The sequence below is a fragment of the Celeribacter sp. SCSIO 80788 genome, from assembly GCF_051054295.1.
Lineage (GTDB): Bacteria > Pseudomonadota > Alphaproteobacteria > Rhodobacterales > Rhodobacteraceae > Celeribacter.
The window spans coordinates 1,662,810-1,678,516 of record NZ_CP150482.1; the positions used below are offsets into that span (position 1 = coordinate 1,662,810).

Annotated in this window: 18 protein-coding genes and 3 tRNA genes; 15 read left to right on the forward strand and 6 right to left on the reverse strand. The window is 60.4% G+C overall.

Annotated elements, in window-relative coordinates; genetic code table 11:
• Positions 1-39 precede the first annotated feature (39 nt).
• A complete protein-coding gene (locus V1471_RS08295) occupies positions 40-1,197 on the reverse strand; it encodes a benzoate/H(+) symporter BenE family transporter (RefSeq protein ID WP_434287944.1) in 1,158 nt (385 codons plus the stop codon).
• A gap of 123 nt (positions 1,198-1,320) precedes the next feature.
• Here V1471_RS08295 and V1471_RS08300 point away from each other — a divergent pair, with 123 nt between their 5' ends.
• The gene (locus V1471_RS08300; protein ID WP_434287946.1) at positions 1,321-1,881 is read left to right on the forward strand and encodes a helix-turn-helix domain-containing protein; all 561 of its coding nucleotides are present in this window, start codon (positions 1,321-1,323) and stop codon (positions 1,879-1,881) included.
• 126 nt (positions 1,882-2,007) lie between these two features.
• The gene (locus tag V1471_RS08305) at positions 2,008-2,394 is read left to right on the forward strand and encodes an MAPEG family protein (protein ID WP_434287948.1); all 387 of its coding nucleotides are present in this window, start codon (positions 2,008-2,010) and stop codon (positions 2,392-2,394) included.
• Between the two features lie 28 nt (positions 2,395-2,422).
• Here V1471_RS08305 and V1471_RS08310 read toward each other — a convergent pair whose 3' ends face one another.
• Both V1471_RS08310 and V1471_RS08315 read right to left on the reverse strand, forming a co-directional pair.
• Positions 2,423-3,589, reverse strand: coding sequence for an NAD(P)/FAD-dependent oxidoreductase (locus tag V1471_RS08310; protein ID WP_434287950.1), 1,167 nt, complete (start codon positions 3,587-3,589; stop codon positions 2,423-2,425).
• A gap of 86 nt (positions 3,590-3,675) precedes the next feature.
• Positions 3,676-3,855 (reverse strand): hypothetical protein, encoded by a 180-nt coding sequence (locus V1471_RS08315; protein WP_434287952.1) that lies wholly within the window; start codon positions 3,853-3,855, stop codon positions 3,676-3,678.
• 23 nt (positions 3,856-3,878) lie between these two features.
• Between V1471_RS08315 and V1471_RS08320 the strand changes: the two genes are divergently transcribed.
• From V1471_RS08320 to hisH, 7 genes are all read left to right on the forward strand, one after another.
• A tRNA-Gly gene (locus tag V1471_RS08320) sits at positions 3,879-3,953 on the forward strand.
• Between the two features lie 61 nt (positions 3,954-4,014).
• Positions 4,015-4,089: transfer RNA gene (locus V1471_RS08325), tRNA-Gly, on the forward strand.
• A gap of 180 nt (positions 4,090-4,269) precedes the next feature.
• Entirely contained in the window at positions 4,270-6,120 is a 1,851-nt protein-coding gene (locus V1471_RS08330; RefSeq protein ID WP_434287953.1) for a hypothetical protein, read from the forward strand.
• 232 nt (positions 6,121-6,352) lie between these two features.
• Positions 6,353-7,987 carry an FAD-dependent oxidoreductase gene (locus tag V1471_RS08335; RefSeq protein WP_434287955.1) on the forward strand — a complete coding sequence of 545 codons (1,635 nt, stop codon included), beginning with the start codon at positions 6,353-6,355 and terminating at the stop codon, positions 7,985-7,987.
• A gap of 36 nt (positions 7,988-8,023) precedes the next feature.
• The gene (locus tag V1471_RS08340; RefSeq protein WP_434287957.1) at positions 8,024-8,254 is read left to right on the forward strand and encodes a hypothetical protein; all 231 of its coding nucleotides are present in this window, start codon (positions 8,024-8,026) and stop codon (positions 8,252-8,254) included.
• 323 nt (positions 8,255-8,577) lie between these two features.
• Complete coding sequence (hisB, locus tag V1471_RS08345; RefSeq protein ID WP_434287959.1) at positions 8,578-9,165, forward strand: imidazoleglycerol-phosphate dehydratase HisB; 588 nt, start codon at positions 8,578-8,580, stop codon at positions 9,163-9,165.
• Positions 9,166-9,183: 18 nt separating this feature from the next.
• Positions 9,184-9,822, forward strand: a complete 639-nt coding sequence (gene hisH / locus V1471_RS08350; RefSeq protein ID WP_434287960.1) for an imidazole glycerol phosphate synthase subunit HisH — start codon at positions 9,184-9,186, stop codon at positions 9,820-9,822.
• 74 nt (positions 9,823-9,896) lie between these two features.
• On the opposite strand, the gene V1471_RS08355 is transcribed toward hisH, so the two are convergent.
• Positions 9,897-10,283 carry a DUF2147 domain-containing protein gene (locus V1471_RS08355; RefSeq protein ID WP_434287961.1) on the reverse strand — a complete coding sequence of 129 codons (387 nt, stop codon included), beginning with the start codon at positions 10,281-10,283 and terminating at the stop codon, positions 9,897-9,899.
• A 149-nt stretch (positions 10,284-10,432) separates the two neighbouring features.
• Between V1471_RS08355 and hisA the strand changes: the two genes are divergently transcribed.
• The 4 genes from hisA (at position 10,433) to V1471_RS08375 (ending at position 12,875) form a co-directional block, all read left to right on the forward strand.
• Positions 10,433-11,155, forward strand: a complete 723-nt coding sequence (hisA, locus tag V1471_RS08360) for a 1-(5-phosphoribosyl)-5-[(5-phosphoribosylamino)methylideneamino]imidazole-4-carboxamide isomerase (RefSeq protein WP_434287963.1) — start codon at positions 10,433-10,435, stop codon at positions 11,153-11,155.
• Between the two features lie 90 nt (positions 11,156-11,245).
• Entirely contained in the window at positions 11,246-11,695 is a 450-nt protein-coding gene (locus tag V1471_RS08365; RefSeq protein WP_434287964.1) for a DUF2867 domain-containing protein, read from the forward strand.
• Between the two features lie 60 nt (positions 11,696-11,755).
• Positions 11,756-12,553 carry an imidazole glycerol phosphate synthase subunit HisF gene (gene hisF, locus V1471_RS08370; RefSeq protein WP_434287965.1) on the forward strand — a complete coding sequence of 266 codons (798 nt, stop codon included), beginning with the start codon at positions 11,756-11,758 and terminating at the stop codon, positions 12,551-12,553.
• Between the two features lie 10 nt (positions 12,554-12,563).
• Complete coding sequence (locus V1471_RS08375) at positions 12,564-12,875, forward strand: phosphoribosyl-ATP diphosphatase (protein ID WP_434287967.1); 312 nt, start codon at positions 12,564-12,566, stop codon at positions 12,873-12,875.
• Between the two features lie 45 nt (positions 12,876-12,920).
• Here V1471_RS08375 and V1471_RS08380 read toward each other — a convergent pair whose 3' ends face one another.
• Positions 12,921-13,352 carry a CoA-binding protein gene (locus V1471_RS08380; RefSeq protein ID WP_434287969.1) on the reverse strand — a complete coding sequence of 144 codons (432 nt, stop codon included), beginning with the start codon at positions 13,350-13,352 and terminating at the stop codon, positions 12,921-12,923.
• Positions 13,353-13,635: 283 nt separating this feature from the next.
• Positions 13,636-14,436, reverse strand: a complete 801-nt coding sequence (rlmB, locus tag V1471_RS08385) for a 23S rRNA (guanosine(2251)-2'-O)-methyltransferase RlmB (protein WP_434287971.1) — start codon at positions 14,434-14,436, stop codon at positions 13,636-13,638.
• A gap of 155 nt (positions 14,437-14,591) precedes the next feature.
• Between rlmB and V1471_RS08390 the strand changes: the two genes are divergently transcribed.
• Positions 14,592-14,675, forward strand: a tRNA-Tyr gene (locus tag V1471_RS08390).
• Positions 14,676-14,843: 168 nt separating this feature from the next.
• A complete protein-coding gene (locus V1471_RS08395) occupies positions 14,844-15,674 on the forward strand; it encodes a hypothetical protein (RefSeq protein WP_434287973.1) in 831 nt (276 codons plus the stop codon).
• Positions 15,675-15,707: the final 33 nt, after the last annotated feature.

Here is a 15,707-nt window from a genome sequence, read left to right on the forward strand (position 1 = left end):
CGGAGACAAGATTGAAAAGCCCCGCTTAGCGGGGCTTTTTTAGGCTTTGCGGGTCAGGACAAGCGAGGTCAGCCCGCCAAACACCAACGCCCAGAGCGGCGCACCGATGCCGAGGAAAGAAATCCCCGAGACGGTTGTCATAAAGGTGACAAGCCCCGCCTCGCGCTGCGCCGGGTCTTTCAAAGCCGCCGTCAGACTTGAGGAAATCGTGTTCAAAAGCGCCAGCCCCGCGACCGTGACCACCAAGGCTTTCGGCGCGATGACGAAAAGGCTGATCACCGCCGCCCCCATCAGCCCGACGATGGAATAGAGCACGCCCGCGACCACCACGGCCTTATACCGCGTCGCCGGATTGTCATCCGCCTCGGGCCCGGCACAGATCGCCGCCGTGATCGCCGCGAGGTTGAAGGCATAGCCGCCAAAGGGCGCGAGGATCAGCGAGGTCAGCCCGGTGACGGTGATCGCGGCGGACACCGGCGGCTCATAGCCCGCTGCCTTGAGCGTCACCACACCCGGCACGTTTTGCGAGGTCATCGTGACGATATAAAGCGGCAGGCCGATGCCGATCAGGGTCGCCAGCGTGAATTCCGGCAGGATGAACACGGGCTTGGCGATCTCAAGATTCACAGGCTGCGTGGTGTCGAAGGCGCCTGTGACGGCGCAGAAGACGATGCCCACCAACAGCACCATCGGGATACAGAAGCGCGGAAAGACCCGCCGCCCCGCGAGATAGGTGGCGCACATCAGCGCAACAAGGGTGAGATTGTCCTGCATCGACGAAAAGATGCCCAGCCCGAAACGAAACAGGATGCCCGCCAACATGGCGCTGCCCAGCGCGTCGGGGATGAAGCGGGAGAGTTTCTCGAACCAGCCGGTCAGGCCGGTGAGCGTCAAAAGCACGGCGCAAAACAGGAACGCTCCGATCGCCTGCGCCATGGGGACGCCTTCAAGGCTGATCACCAAAAGCGCCGCACCGGGCGTGGACCAGGCGGTAAGGATCGGCATTTTGTAGCGCAGCGACAGGACCAGCCCGCTGATCCCCATACCGAGGCCCAGCGCCAGCATCCAGCTGTTGGCCTCGGCCTGTGTCGCGCCCAGAACGTCGATGGCCTGAAAGATGATCGCAACGCTGCTGGTGTAGCCCAGAAGGACAGCGACGGCACCGGCGACAAGATGGGAAAGTTTCAGACCGAACATGGGACAGCCTTTCGCAAGATCGGACAGGAATGGTTTGTATTGGCCGCAAATCGTGCGCTATAACGGCCACGACCGCTATAGCGCACGGACGTTATAGCGCACAAGAGCCAATAAGAGGGGCCGATGACCGGCGACAAACTCCAAATCAACCTGAAGGCCGCCCGCGCCCGCGCCGGTCTCAGCCTTGCGCAGACGTCAGAGCTGACCGGGGTGAGCAAGGCCATGCTGGGCCAGATCGAGCGCGGTGAATCCTCGCCGACGCTGGCGACGCTCTGGAAAATCGCGAAAGGGTTCCACCTGCCGCTGACAGCGTTTCTGGAGGATATGGTGCTGACGGCGGGGAGCTTTACCCCTGCCCCGCGCATCGGGCACGACAGAGCCGGGATCGGCATGCATACGGTGTTCGCCTTCGATCCGCGGTTCGGCTCAGAAACCTTCGTCATGACGCTGGAGCCGGGGCATCGCCACGAGACGCCCTCGCATGACAGCGGCGTGGTCGAAGATGTCTTTGTCATTCGGGGCGAGATGGAGGTGCTCACGGGCGGCGTCTGGAAAAGGCTCCATACGGGCGATGGTCTGCGTTTCCCTGCCGATCAGCCGCATGGCTATCGCAATCTCACCGATGAAATCGCGCAGTTTCACAACACGATCCATTACCCGCGCCTAGCATTGAGCGAAGTCTGAGGCCGCGAGCCCCGCGACGACGGGTCACGGCACAGCTCTCGCGCATGGACTGTGCGGCAACACACAATGATTTCCGAATATGTTCAGTTACACTCGCGCAGATTTTCTCAAACTAAAGACGCACAGATGACTCTCACACTGACCGCTTTTTATGCCGGGCTCGCTGGCCTGCTCTACCTGTTCCTCTCGATCCATGTCATCAAACAGCGCCTTGTCCTGCGCCAAGGCCTTGGCGACGGTGGCGACGACACGCTCAACCGCCGTATTCGCGCGCATGGAAATTTCAACGAATACGCGCCGCTGACCCTGATCCTGATCGCGGGTTTCGAAACCATGGGGGCGCCCGCCCTTTTCGTCCATCTCGCCGGGATCGTGTTGATCGTCTCTCGCGCGCTTCATGCCTATGGGATGCAGGGCGGAGGCAAGGAATGGGGCCGCAAATACGGCATCCTTTCGACCTTCGCCCTGCTACTGATCTTGTCTTTCGCCGACATTCTCATGGCGATTTTCTAAAACAAAGGGGCCAGAAGGCCCCTTTTTCTTAGTTCCGATAGGCTTTGAGATAGTGCCGCTCGAAGAACCGCTTGGCCCAGTGGAACAGCCGCGATTTCGGCAGGGTCAGCGCCATCTTGTGATTGCGGAACACGAGAATGCCCTTATTGACCGAGTCGACAATGCACACGAGTTCGGCCTTGAAATTATGGCTCGGCTCGCGCCCTGCCAGTTCGTCGGCAATATTGACCACCGCTGCCTCGGCCTGAAGATCGGCCTGATGCGCCTGTTTGGCGAGCCACTCCGGCCCGGGATAGGAGCCCGTGTCGCCCACCACGTAAGTGCGCGGCCAGCCGACCACCCGGCATTTCTCATCGGCCTGAATGAAGCCACCGGACGAACGCGGCAGCTCGGAATTGTCGAGCCACAAAGGCCCCGTGAGACCGGACATGAACAGCACCAGATCGGCGGGAATTTCCTCGCGCTCGGTGACCACCTTGTCGGCCTCGATGCGCAGCGGCTTGGCCCCGATATGCACCGAAATGTCGCGCTTCCACATCTCGCGCAACAACCCGTCCACCGCCTTCGGCCCAAGCCGCTGCCCCGGACGGTCCGAGCCGTTGAAAAACACCAGCTTGAATTTGTCCCGCCGCCCCTGTTGTCGCAGCATGGTGTCGATCCCGAAGAGAAATTCGAACATCGGCCCGCCGCGCACGGCCTGCGGCTCTTTCGGGTTGGTGCCGAACCCCATGGCGATGGTGCCGCTTTCCATGTCGCGGATACGGTCATGGATCAACTGGCCCTTGATGGCCCCTTCGCAAGGGATGATCGCATGTTCCGCCAGCCCCGGAAGTTTCTTGAGATAGCGCCCGCCGGTGGCGATGATCAGAACGTCATTGGTGACGGCAATGGTCTCCACCTCGGTCTCGACATCGACCGTGCGGCCAGCCTCGCGGACATTGACCACTCGCCCCTTGAGCCAGTCGACCTCTTCGCGGGCGAAAAATTTCGTCAGATCGACGTCAATGTCGGCAGCCGTCCGCAGCCCCGAAGGCATCCAGATCAGACTGGGCAGATAGGTCAGGTGGTTGTTCGGCGACACCACGGTGATGCGCGCGTTCATCTTCGCCTTGCGGATCTCGCGCACGGCGGTCAGCGCACCGAAACCGCTGCCGAGGATCATGATATGGGTCTTTGTGGTCGTTTGAGTCGTCATCGCGGTCGTCATGGAGCACCTGAGAAATTCTGGCCAATTGGCCTTGAAACCGATGGGGATCAGAGCCCGGCGCGCGCGCCCTGTCCTTAATCCACATCAAAGATATATTCAAAAAACATCATAAGTCCCTGCGGCAGGTTGGCCCCGGCCATCACAGCTACGTGCGCGGGTTGACACATTCGATCCGGAACCTGACTTTTCGCCTCGCGATGAAAAAATCCGCCGAAAGCGCGTTTTTCCTCTTGCAGCCCCCGGCGGGATTTCATATCTCACGCCTCACCCGAAGGACGCGGGTGTAGCTCAGGGGTAGAGCGTTACCTTGCCAAGGTAAATGTCGTGAGTTCGAATCTCATCACCCGCTCCAACTTTCTCCGGTCACCCACCGGAGAGACATAACCGAGCCGATGTTACAGGCTGGAAAGAGAGCGGGTGTAGCTCAGGGGTAGAGCGTTACCTTGCCAAGGTAAATGTCGTGAGTTCGAATCTCATCACCCGCTCCAATTTCTATCCCAGCCGATCAACAAGGACCGCCCAGCGCATGGGCACAGGATCGTTCGGATATAAAACCCGCAGTAAAACGCGCGTTTTTTGCGCCATAGCGTTGACCTAAAACGCATTCATCGAAAAACTCATCCTGTTTCCGTAACGGCAGCTCCGCACGCCTTGCACAGGATGGCATAATGGCCCTCAAACATATCCGCTCCCCCAAGGACAGCGCGTTCTACCCGATCCGCATCGAGGAAGTGCTTGTTCGCGAAGGCCAATGGGTCACCGCCGAGACCCCGGCGATGCGGGTGATGGCAGAGAACGGCCGGACGCTTCAGATCAACTGCGCGGTCGAGGGCACGATTGCGCATATCGTCCGCGCGGGTGCAATTCTCAAAGCCCCCGAGCCGGTGCTTTCGGTTGAGGAAGACGAGGAGGCCAAGGTGCCCCCGATCCCGCGTGCGAAACGCGATGGGGCCAAACCTGCTGCCTCCGCCGAGCCGCCGAAAGCGAAGCCGCACGCCAAACCGCAAGAAAAACCGCAAGAAAAACCGGAGCCGAAACCGGAAACGCCCCAAAACACACCAGATCAGGCCACCGGCCCATTGTCCCGCCGCCGGCTGTCTGTGCTCGTCGCCACCCTCGTGATTGCCTCTGCCGGTTTTGTGTTCAATCGCATGACAACGACGAACGAAGACGTCGGCCCCGGCCAGACCACCCTCGCAAGCGCGCCCTCAAGCGCTCCGGCGACCCCCGCCCCCACCCCTGCGAAACCCATCTTCCCCACGACCGAGGACCGGAGCTGGCTGTCGGCTCCGCATCTCGACAGTGTGCAACATATCTCCGGCGGCTCCCTGACAAACGGCCGCGCACTCAATCTGGACGTGGACCGGGACGGCAAGGTGAAGATCGTCGGAGAGATGAACGGTCGTGCCTTCGTCACGACCTACGACCCGTCGACCAAGAAAGTGAGTGACACGAAAACAACGGACATAGATCCGATCTATGCCTTTGTCTTCGCGGATTTTTTCGGAATGGGCGACAGGGATCTCGTCGGCTTCACCCCGAAACGGAATTTCGCCATTTCCACGGACTGGTTGCCGACCACAACCCTACTCTACTCCGCCGAGAAAGATCATCTCGGGCCGCAAGACGTGCCCTTTGACGACCTTCATATCTACGGCAGCGATCAGAACGGCGATTTCATGGTCCTGCTAGGATATGACACCCATGTGAGCGGCGCATTCGAGGAGTCCATGGGCACGCGGTATCAGGCCCTCAGCTACGCCCGCGGCGGACGCGGTGACACTGTTTACCTGCCTGAAGACGAAGCGAACGGCGCATTCAAATATGTGCTCCGCTACAACACGATCAGCGTCGATGCCATGCAGGATGGAAACGCCGCACTCTTTCTGACGGCCACTGGCAACTATGGCCGCGACCTGTACGGCGAATTCACGATTCTCAAGAGCCAGGCTGGCAATACGGTGGAAAACCGTTTCGAATATTCCAATGAATGGCTGATGGAGGATTTTCCACCCCATGTGCCCCGCGATTTCATCAAGGTTCCGGGCTCTCTCGGGGGGGATTTCGGTGGCATCTCGCTCTCTGGCATGACGGTCGCGACGGATGATACGACCTATGCGGTTGCGGGCGTGATTTTCGGCGTCGACGCTCAGGGGGCCACATTCCAGAACCATCCGGGACCGACGGCCTTTGTGCGCATTGCGGATGTGAACGAGAATTTTAACGTACGGATGTTTGCCCGCAACGACACTTACCGAGACGAAGGCCTGCGCGTTCAGGACATCGAAGGGTTGAGCGACGGGCGCTTTGCGGTTTTGCTCCGTGAGGATGACAACGCCGAACACCCGTTCAGCGCGCTTCTGATCCTCGACAGCCGGGCCAATGTGATTTCGCGGGAAAATTACTCGAACAACTTTCTCGAAAACATGATCTATAAAAACGGGACGTTGTACGCCGTGGGCTATCGCGTTCGCGACGACGGCACGGAAGACCCGCTCTTCAAAAGCTATCGGCCCTGAATACCCAAGTCACGCTGTGTCCGAAATTCGCTTTGCCATCAGTGGACAAGCGCCTCTGAACCATGCGCAGTGCTGCATCTGACCTGAGATCGAGCGACATTTGTATACGACTGTATTCCGTTAAGCGTCTGAAATATCACATATATTTGTCAATTCAACGGATGACAGATCGCCTTTCACCCGCTACATGCAGCGGCAGGGAGCCCCTAAAAGGTGAAAAGGCAATATATCTATGACACAGAAACTTCTCGTTCTGGGCGGCGGGTTTGGCGGGCTCTACGCGGCGCGTGAACTGCGCAAACGCTTCGGCTCAGAGGCGGAGATTCAGCTGATCAGCGACGAGAATTATTTCGTATTCCAGCCGCTCCTGCCCGAGGTCGCCGCCGGTGCAATCATGGACATGCATGCGGTCACCTCCCTGCGCGAACTCCTGAAAGGCGTGCGACTGCGCAAGGCGACGATTCATTCCGTCGATTTCGACCGGCAGGTGGTCACCGTGTTCCAAGGCGTACAACGCCGCCCAACCGAGATCGCCTATGATCACCTCGTCGTCGCCATGGGGTCGCGTATCGATCTCAGCCGGGTGCCCGGTCTTGAAGAGCATGCGCTCAAGATGAAGACTCTGGAAGACGCCCGCCGCCTGCGCGCCCATATCATCGAGCGGCTCGAACATGCCGATGTCACCTTCCTGCCGGAAGTGAAACGCGAGGCGCTGACCTTCGTCGTGGTCGGGGCCGGGTTCTCGGGGATCGAGACCATCGGCGAGATGAAAGAACTGATCGACCGCTCGCTCAAATATTATCCCAATATTGACCCCAAGGAGGTGCGGGTGATCGCGGTGGAATTCGCTCCGCGCGCCCTCAACGAACTTCCCGAAAGTCTTGCAGCCTATGCGGTCAAACAGCTCGAAAAACGCGGCGTCGAAATTTTGCTCAACACCGGTGTGGCCTCGGCGACCGGGCGACGTCTGGTGACCTCGACCGGCGAGGTGATCCCAACCCGGACCATCGTTGCCACCATCGGCAACGCCCCCTCGCCCGTCGTGCTCGACATGGATCTGGAACTGGCCCACGGTCGTGTGGCGGTGGAGCGCACGATGCAGGCCAAGGGACGCAAAAACGTCTGGTCGCTGGGCGATTGCGCGATGATCCCGATGAAAGACGATGCCACAGAGCGCGGCGATTTCGCCACGCCGACGGCGCAATTCGCGGTGCGCGAGGCGGTGCAACTCGCCGCCAATATCGAACGCGCGGTCGCGGGCAAACCGCTCAAACCGTTCAAATACAAGAGCCGCGGCGCCCTGGCCTCGCTCGGCGCGCGGCGCGGCGTGGCGGAGATTTTCGGTGTGAAACTCTCGGGTTACCCCGCCTGGCTGCTGTGGCGGATCTATTACCTGAGCTTCATGCCCGGTTTCGACACCAAGCTCCGGGTCTTCCTCAACTGGCTTCTGGACAGTATGCGCCCGCGTTCCGTCGTGGCGCTCAAAGCGCCGCAGGAAACCGGCGCGCATTATGTGCATTACGCTGCGGGCGATCCGGTATTCGAGAAGGGCAACCGCTCCGACGGGTTCTACACCGTGGTCGAAGGCCGCTTCGAGGTCTGCCTGCGCGATGACGACACCGGCGAGGCGACCACCTATGAGGTCGGCCCCGGCGGGCATTTCGGCGAGCGCATGCTGATGGGGGAATCCACCCGTTTCGGCACGGTGCGAGCCCTGAGCGATGGCAAGGTTCTTGTGCTCGGACGCGACGAATTCACCAAGCTCACCGGCACGTTCGGCGCACTGGGGAATTATTTCGAAGACTACCTGAAAAGCACCTATGCACTGAATTGGAAAGCCCCCGGGAGCGGCAACAAGGTGCCCTGACGGCTTCGGCGGCGAGACTGGGGGGAGGATGTTGCGATGACGGAACATCAGCGGCAGCTCCTCTCCACGCAGGCGAGCGGATCGGATCTGGCAATTGCCGCAGAGCTGCGGCAAATCGTGGCTGGGCGCCTTGCAGCCCTTTTCCAAGCCGCCGACGATGCCCTCGGCAATGGCGACAAGATCGTCGACCGGCGTGTGGCAACCGAGCACGCAGCGCAACGAGGACAGGCGTGTAAACATGTCGTTGTGCAGCTCCGGCTCCCGTGACGTGATCAGCTCCGAGGCGATCCCGGGTTGATGAAACTCCGCCATGAGCGCGCTACCCAAAGGCGGTTTGCCATTCGGTCGAGCTTTCGATGTCTTCATGCCAGACCAGAACACGCATGTGAGAACCCTTTTTGACGTCACGTTGGCCCCACAAGACGAGGGTATGCTTAGTAATCTCCTAATATTTTCAAAACAGTTTTCCACAGTTTCCAAAGACACCGCCCTTCCGCCTCAGGCCCGCGCCACCGTGGCAAGTGCCCCCCCATTGGCAAACCCGTCCCGAGGCGCGTATAAGCGGCATGAAGCGAGAAGAGGGACAGCCCATGCGCAAAGCTTTGATCAGCCGCAAGACCGCGGAAACCGAGATTACCGTCGAGATCGACCTCGACGGTACGGGCACATACGACAACCAGACGGGTGTGGGATTCTTCGACCATATGCTCGACCAATTGTCGCGCCACTCGCTGATCGACATGACCGTCCGCGCCAAGGGCGACACCCATATCGACGATCACCACACGGTCGAAGACACCGGCATCGCGCTGGGTCAGGCCCTGGTCAAGGCCGTGGGCGACAAAAAGGGCATCTACCGGTACGGCCACTTTGCGCTCGCCATGGACGACACGCAGGTCGCCTGCGCGCTCGATCTTTCGGCGAGGCCCTTCCTTGTGTGGAATGTCGAGTTTCCGACCGACAAGATCGGCACGTTCGACACCGAGCTGGTGCGCGAATTCTTCCAAGCGCTCTCGACGAATGGCGGCATCACTCTGCACGTCGACAAGGTGCACGGAATCAATTCGCACCACATCGCCGAGGCGGCGTTCAAATCGGTTGCCCGCGCGCTGCGCATGGCGCTTGAGATCGACCCGCGCATGGCCGACAGCCTGCCGTCCACCAAGGGTGCGCTCTAAGCGCCGGAGGAACATGACATGCTGACAGCACTGGTCGATTACGACAGCGGCAACCTTCATTCCGCGCACAAAGCCTTTGAACGCATGGCGCGCGAGCGGGGCGAAGGCACCATCGTCGTCACCTCGGAACCCGATGTGGTCGCGAAAGCCGACCGCATCGTGTTGCCGGGCGACGGCGCGTTTCCGGCCTGCAAGAAACAGCTCTTCGATTACACCGGTTTGTTCGAGGCGATCTCGGAGGCTGTGATCGACAAAGGCCGACCCTTCATGGGGATTTGCATCGGCATGCAGATGCTGGCGACGCGCGGCCTTGAGTATGAAGAAACCAAGGGGTTCGACTGGATCGGCGGCGAGGTTGTGAAGATCGAGCCCTCCGATCCGGCGCTGAAAGTGCCGCATATGGGCTGGAATAACTTGCACATATCGAACACGCATCCGGTTTTGGACGGTGTTGAGACCGGCGATCATGCCTATTTCGTACATTCCTACCATTTCAAGGTGGCGAACCCGGTGCAGCGTCTCGCCTATGTGAATTACGGCGAGGAAGTCACCGCCATTGTGGCGCGGGACAACATCATCGGGACGCAATTCCACCCGGAGAAGAGCCAGAGGGCCGGTTTGCGCATCGTGTCGAACTTTCTCGGTTGGAAGCCGTAAAGGCCGCGTCCATACACCGACAAGAAGACAAAGGGGCCCGCAAGAGGCCCCTTTCACATTTTAAGTACCGGCGGTTACTGAACCCGTGTCCAGGTCTGGCCTTTGCAGATCGGCCCGACGCAGCCCTTCACGGTCAGCGTATTGCCCGAGAGCGTCATTTTCGAATTGTAGACCTTGCCGGTCGAAGGCTGCCAGATCTTGCCGTCCTTATAGGCACCGCCGCCTTGCGGCGCCATGTCCCAGACGATGGGCTTGCCGATGTTCTCCGACTTGATCGGACCGTTGGCATCAAAGGCCTTGGCAATGGTCCCGCAGATCTGCGCACCACAGGGTTTGATGGCGATATAGGCATAATGGCCGTCATCCACCTGTGTCTGCCATGTGCCTTCCACCGGATCGGCAGCAAAGGCGGGGGCCGCAAAGGCCAGTGCGGCAACAGCCGCAGTCATAAATCGTTTCATGGTTCTTCCTCCCTAGATGCCCGCATCCTGAGCCGGGCGCCGCTTTCGTGGCAAGACTAACGCAACGGCACATCGCACCAAAGCGGGTTTTGCAATTCCCGCGCAATCATGCCAAAGGGAGCGCAACAGTTTCACGACAGGAGCGCCCCATGATCCTCTATCCCGCCATCGACCTGAAAGACGGCAACGCCGTGCGCCTCTACAAGGGCGAGATGGAGAAAGCGACCGTGTTCAACGAGAACCCGGCGGCGCAGGCTTTGGAATTCGTCGCAGCCGGGTGCGAGTGGCTGCACCTTGTCGATCTGAACGGCGCTTTCGCGGGCGAGCCGGTGAACGCGGCCCCCGTCGAGGAGATTCTCAAACAGTGCAAGGTCCCGGCCCAGCTTGGCGGCGGCATTCGCGACATGGCGACGATCGAGATGTGGCTCTCGAAAGGGCTTGAGCGTGTGATCCTCGGCACCGTGGCGGTGGAAAACCCCGATCTGGTGCGGGAAGCGGCACGTAGCTTCCCCGGTCACGTTGCTGTCGGAATCGATGCCCGCAAAGGCATGGTCGCGACCAAAGGCTGGGCCGAAGAGACCAATGTGAACGCCACCGATCTGGCGAAGAGCTTCGAGGACGCAGGTGTTTCGGCGATCATCTACACCGACATCAACCGCGACGGCGCCATGCAGGGACCGAACGTAGAAGAGACCGCAGCGCTCGCCAATGCCGTGTCGATCCCGGTGATCGCCTCGGGCGGCGTGTCTTCGATTGCCGATCTCGAAAACCTCAAATCCTGCGGCGCGCCGCTCAATGGGGCCATTTCCGGTCGCGCACTTTACGATGGGGCGATTGATCTCAAGGAAGCGCTCAAGGTGATGAAGGCCTGAGCTCCTCCTGACCCCGCGTCAACATGCCCCTATCTTTGTGTCACGCCCCTCGCTTAAGTGAATGTGATTAACATCACACGAAGGTTTCCGATGGCACAGGTTCAGCATACCCCCCTCCCCGCCACCTCCCGGCTCTGGTCCAAGGTCCTGCCCGACGATTTCATCGACGGTTACGCGGTCGAAAGTAAACTGTCCCCACGAGAGGCGGCCAATATCGGCTTGACCATGCCCGGTTGGGCCGATGCGCTCTTAAACCTGCGCAATCGGATCGTGAAGCCCCTCGGCCTGAAAACAGAAAGCTCCGACAGCGGTGACGGCGCGATCTTTCCAGTGGAGTACGAAGGCACGGATGAGTTGATCATCGGCACCGACGACCGGCACTTGAATTTCCGCATCTGCATCCGGCAGGAGGCTGGCCGCATTCACATGGCAACCTGGGTGCATCGCAACAATGCGCTAGGGCGGGCCTATCTGATGATCGTCAAACCGTTTCACGTGCTGATTGTGCGGGACGCGATGCGGCGGATCGCGCGCGCCTGACGTTGCATCTAGGCCCCTTGCGCTTTAAAGACTCGGGCAAGAGATAAAAAGGCGCGCCCCATGCTCAAGACCCGCATCATCCCCTGCCTCGACGTGGCCGATGGCCGCGTGGTGAAAGGCGTGAATTTCGTGGACCTGATCGACGCGGGCGACCCGGTCGAGAGCGCGCGGGCCTATGATGCGGCGGGGGCGGACGAGCTTTGCTTCCTCGACATCCACGCCACACATGAAAACCGCGGCACGATGTACGATCTCGCCACCCGCACCGCCGAGCAGTGCTTCATGCCGCTGACCATCGGCGGCGGCGTGCGCACCACGGAAGACGTGCGCAACCTCCTGCTCGCGGGCGCCGACAAAGTGTCGTTCAACTCAGCCGCCGTGGCCGACCCGGATGTGATCGCGCGCGCCGCAGATCACTTCGGCAGCCAGTGCATCGTCTGCGCCATCGACGCTAAAACCATCGAATGGGACGCCGAAGGCAATCCGACGAAATGGGCGATCTTTACCCACGGCGGGCGCAAAGCCGCCCTCGACAAAGACGGTCACCCGATTGATGCCGTCGAATTCGCCAAGCTCATTGAAAGCAAGGGCGCAGGAGAGATCCTCTTGACCTCGATGGACCGCGACGGCACCCGCGCGGGGTTCAACCTCGCCATGACCCGCACCATCGCGGACGCCGTAAATATTCCGGTCATCGCCTCCGGTGGCGTCGGCAACCTCGACCACCTCGTCGAAGGCGTCACCGAAGGCCATGCCAGCGCCGTTCTGGCTGCCTCCATCTTCCATTTCGGGGATTACACGATCCAGGAGGCCAAAGAATACATGGCCGCCAAGGGCATCCCCATGCGCTTGAATTAAGGAGCCGATCATGTCCGTTTTGCACGAGCTCGAACAGGTCATCATCTCCCGCAAATCTGCCGATCCGGAAAGCTCCTGGACCGCGAAACTCTTTGCCAAGGGGCCGCAGAAATGCGCTGAGAAGTTCGGCGAAGAGGCGGTCGAGGCGATCATCGCCGCCGCAGTTGATGACAAGGAAAACCTGACTTACGAGGCCGCCGATGTGCTCTATCACATGCTGGTCATGCTGGCCGCGCGCGACATCGCGCTGGACGATGTGCTAAGAGAACTGGCGCGTCGCCAGGGGCTTTCGGGGATTGCAGAAAAGGCCGCTCGGGGCTGACACCGTTTCGGCTTTTCTGATGGACTAAATACTCAAATTCCGGCGTCAAAGCCCCAGCCGCGGAATCTCAATCGCCGGGCAGCGATCCATGACGACCTCAGCGCCCTGAGCATGGGCCAGAGCCGCAGCCTTATCGTTGACGATGCCAAGCTGCATCCAGACATATTTCAGCCCGGTGAGATGCTTCAAAGCCTCCTCGACCACATGCATCACCTCGTCCGAGCGGCGGAAGATGTCGACCATGTCGACCGGCTCGTCGATCTCCGACAGAGACGCCACGACGGTCTGGCCGAACAACGCCTTTCCCGCCTGCCCCGGATTGACCGGAATCACTTTGTAGCCACGTTTGGCAAGGAATTCGCCGACCTGATGCGAAGGACGCTCGGGCCGGGGCGACGCGCCGACGAGGGCGATCACTTTCGTGTCTCCAAGAATACGGGCGATGTCTGTGTCGGTCAGTTGGTCAAGATGTTGCATAGAGAGGAGTGTAGCGCGTTCCGAAAAAGAAAAAAGCCCATATGGCAAAGACGTGCCATCATCCCCCCCCCCCGCCTGAGGCCAGAAAAAAGCCCGGGCTCTGAAAAACAGAAGACCCGGGCATAGGTATGGAACGAGGGACAGTGAGAACAACGCGCGTGTTCCAATATGCGCGTCTCACCACATCAGATAGGTGGTTGGTCTCGATATAAAAGACTGTGTAAGAAAAACGTGAACACCGGGTGAACGCCGCGTGCGTCTTCTGACTTTTTTCGCCCCGCACTTAGCCCCGCATCGAGGCCGCATAAAGCGCCACGGCAGCGGCGTTCGACACGTTGAGCGACCCGAAATCCCGCGCGAAGGGGATTTTCACCAGCCCATCCACGGTTTCCTTGGTTTTCTGGCGAAGCCCAGGCCCCTCGGCCCCCATCACAAGCGCCACGGGACGCCCCTTGAGATCGCCCAGTGCCTGATCGATCGTCACCTCCGCCTCGCCATCGAGGCCAAGACAGGCAAAGCCCAGTTCCTGAAGTTTGAGAATCGTCTCAGACAGATTGCGCACCCGCAGATAGGGCTGACGCTCCAGCGCACCGGAGGCGGTCTTCGCCAAGGCGCCGGTTTCGGGCGCGGCATGGCGCGCGGTGGCGATGACGGCTTCGGCACCGAACACCTCGGCGGAGCGCAGAATCGCCCCGACGTTATGCGGATCGGTCACCTGATCGAGCAAAACCACCGTCGGCGCGCCCTCGCCCGCCGCCAGACAGACCTCTTCGACCGAGCCCCAGCTCAGCGGCTTCACCTCAAGCAGAGCGCCTTGGTGCACGGAGGCCGGGTCGACCGGCACGCCATGGTTGCGCGGATCGTGGAATTTGCGCGGGTCGATCTCTTCGGGCGTGATGCCACAGGCGGCAATCTCCGCCTCGAGCTTGGCCATCGCATTCTTCGTCACCAAAAGCCGCAATTTTTCCCGCGCCGGGTTCGCAAGCGCATCGCGCACCGCATGCAGGCCAAAAAGCCAGACGGTTTCCTGCGCGGCCTTGCGCTTGGCTTGCTCTTTTTCGACGACCCACTTGGGTTTTTTCATGGCTTTGGTGTCCCGCATTTTGTGGCTGGCCCTTCTTGGCGCAGGCAATCTCCAAGAACAAGCAATTTTCCTGTTGACGCCCCCCGATCACACTTGTATCCACCGCCCACACAACGCGAAACGGTCGGTGAGAGATCACAGATCAGCGTGAAAGTGGGCGACGGGCTGCAAGGTGCGGCAGCGGACTGTAACTCCGCCGAGGAGACTCATGCCTGGTTCGATTCCAGGGTCGCCCACCACTTCTCCCCTCGACTTCTCTCCCCAAGCGATCAGATAAACGGCACTTACGCTGGGCAATTGCCGGAGCGACTTTCCCCGTCTGTCCTTCGCATTTTATCTCTGTCCTCAAGCCAATCTTCACCCCTTGCTGCCACACTCCGGCGAAATCCCCGCCTGCGGAGTGCCTCATGTCGTCTGCCCCCTCTTCTTCCTTGTCCCCAGACGCGTTGAATGCGCTTGTGACCGAAACGCTGGCGCAGGCGCCGCTGCAAAGCCACCGCGGTCGCCTTAAGACCATCGGCACCCTGCAAACGCGGATCGCCCGTGAGGGCGTCTCGGGGCTGAGCGCACAGGAGGCGCGCCTAGAACTCGACAAACTGATTTCACGCAGATTACTGCTGCTCGGCGTACCCTGCGATCTGCCCAGTCTGACGGTGTCGACCGCTTACGAAGCGAACGTCACCGCATCCCTTGCGCCGGAATTCGCCGAATGGGACCGGGATCTGGCCGCTGATCTGGAGACGGGACCTCTTGCTGTGTTCACTTGGGAGCACGGGTTCAAAGGCTGGTTCAAACGCCTGCGCCCACCCCCGAAGCCCCTCGGCAAAGCCGGAAAGGCGCAGGGCCCATTCGGCCCCGTGACTCATCTGAGCCGGACGCTTGAAACCCCGACAGGCACATTCGATTACTATGCCGCATGGCGCTATGATCCGGCCTGTCACCTGACGTTACGGCTGGCCTGCGACGGGCGGCGAAGGTTCTCATTTGAGACCCGCTGCGACAGTTTTGCCCATGCGTTTGCGCATCTCGAGATCACGCTTGCCCGCCGCGGCATGGTCCTCAGGCTCAAGGGCTTTCTCCCCGGTGCAATCTGGAGCGACACCGCGCCCGATTGCGAAACGTTGATCCTGCCGGACGGACGGCGGGTTCATGCACTGTCGCTCGACATCGAATCCGAAACTGATCCGGCGGGAACCATGGTCACAAATCCTGTGGCTGTCGCCCAGCAAGAGGCTTGAAATTCCAGTCAAAACTCTCAGACTGCCTGCGAC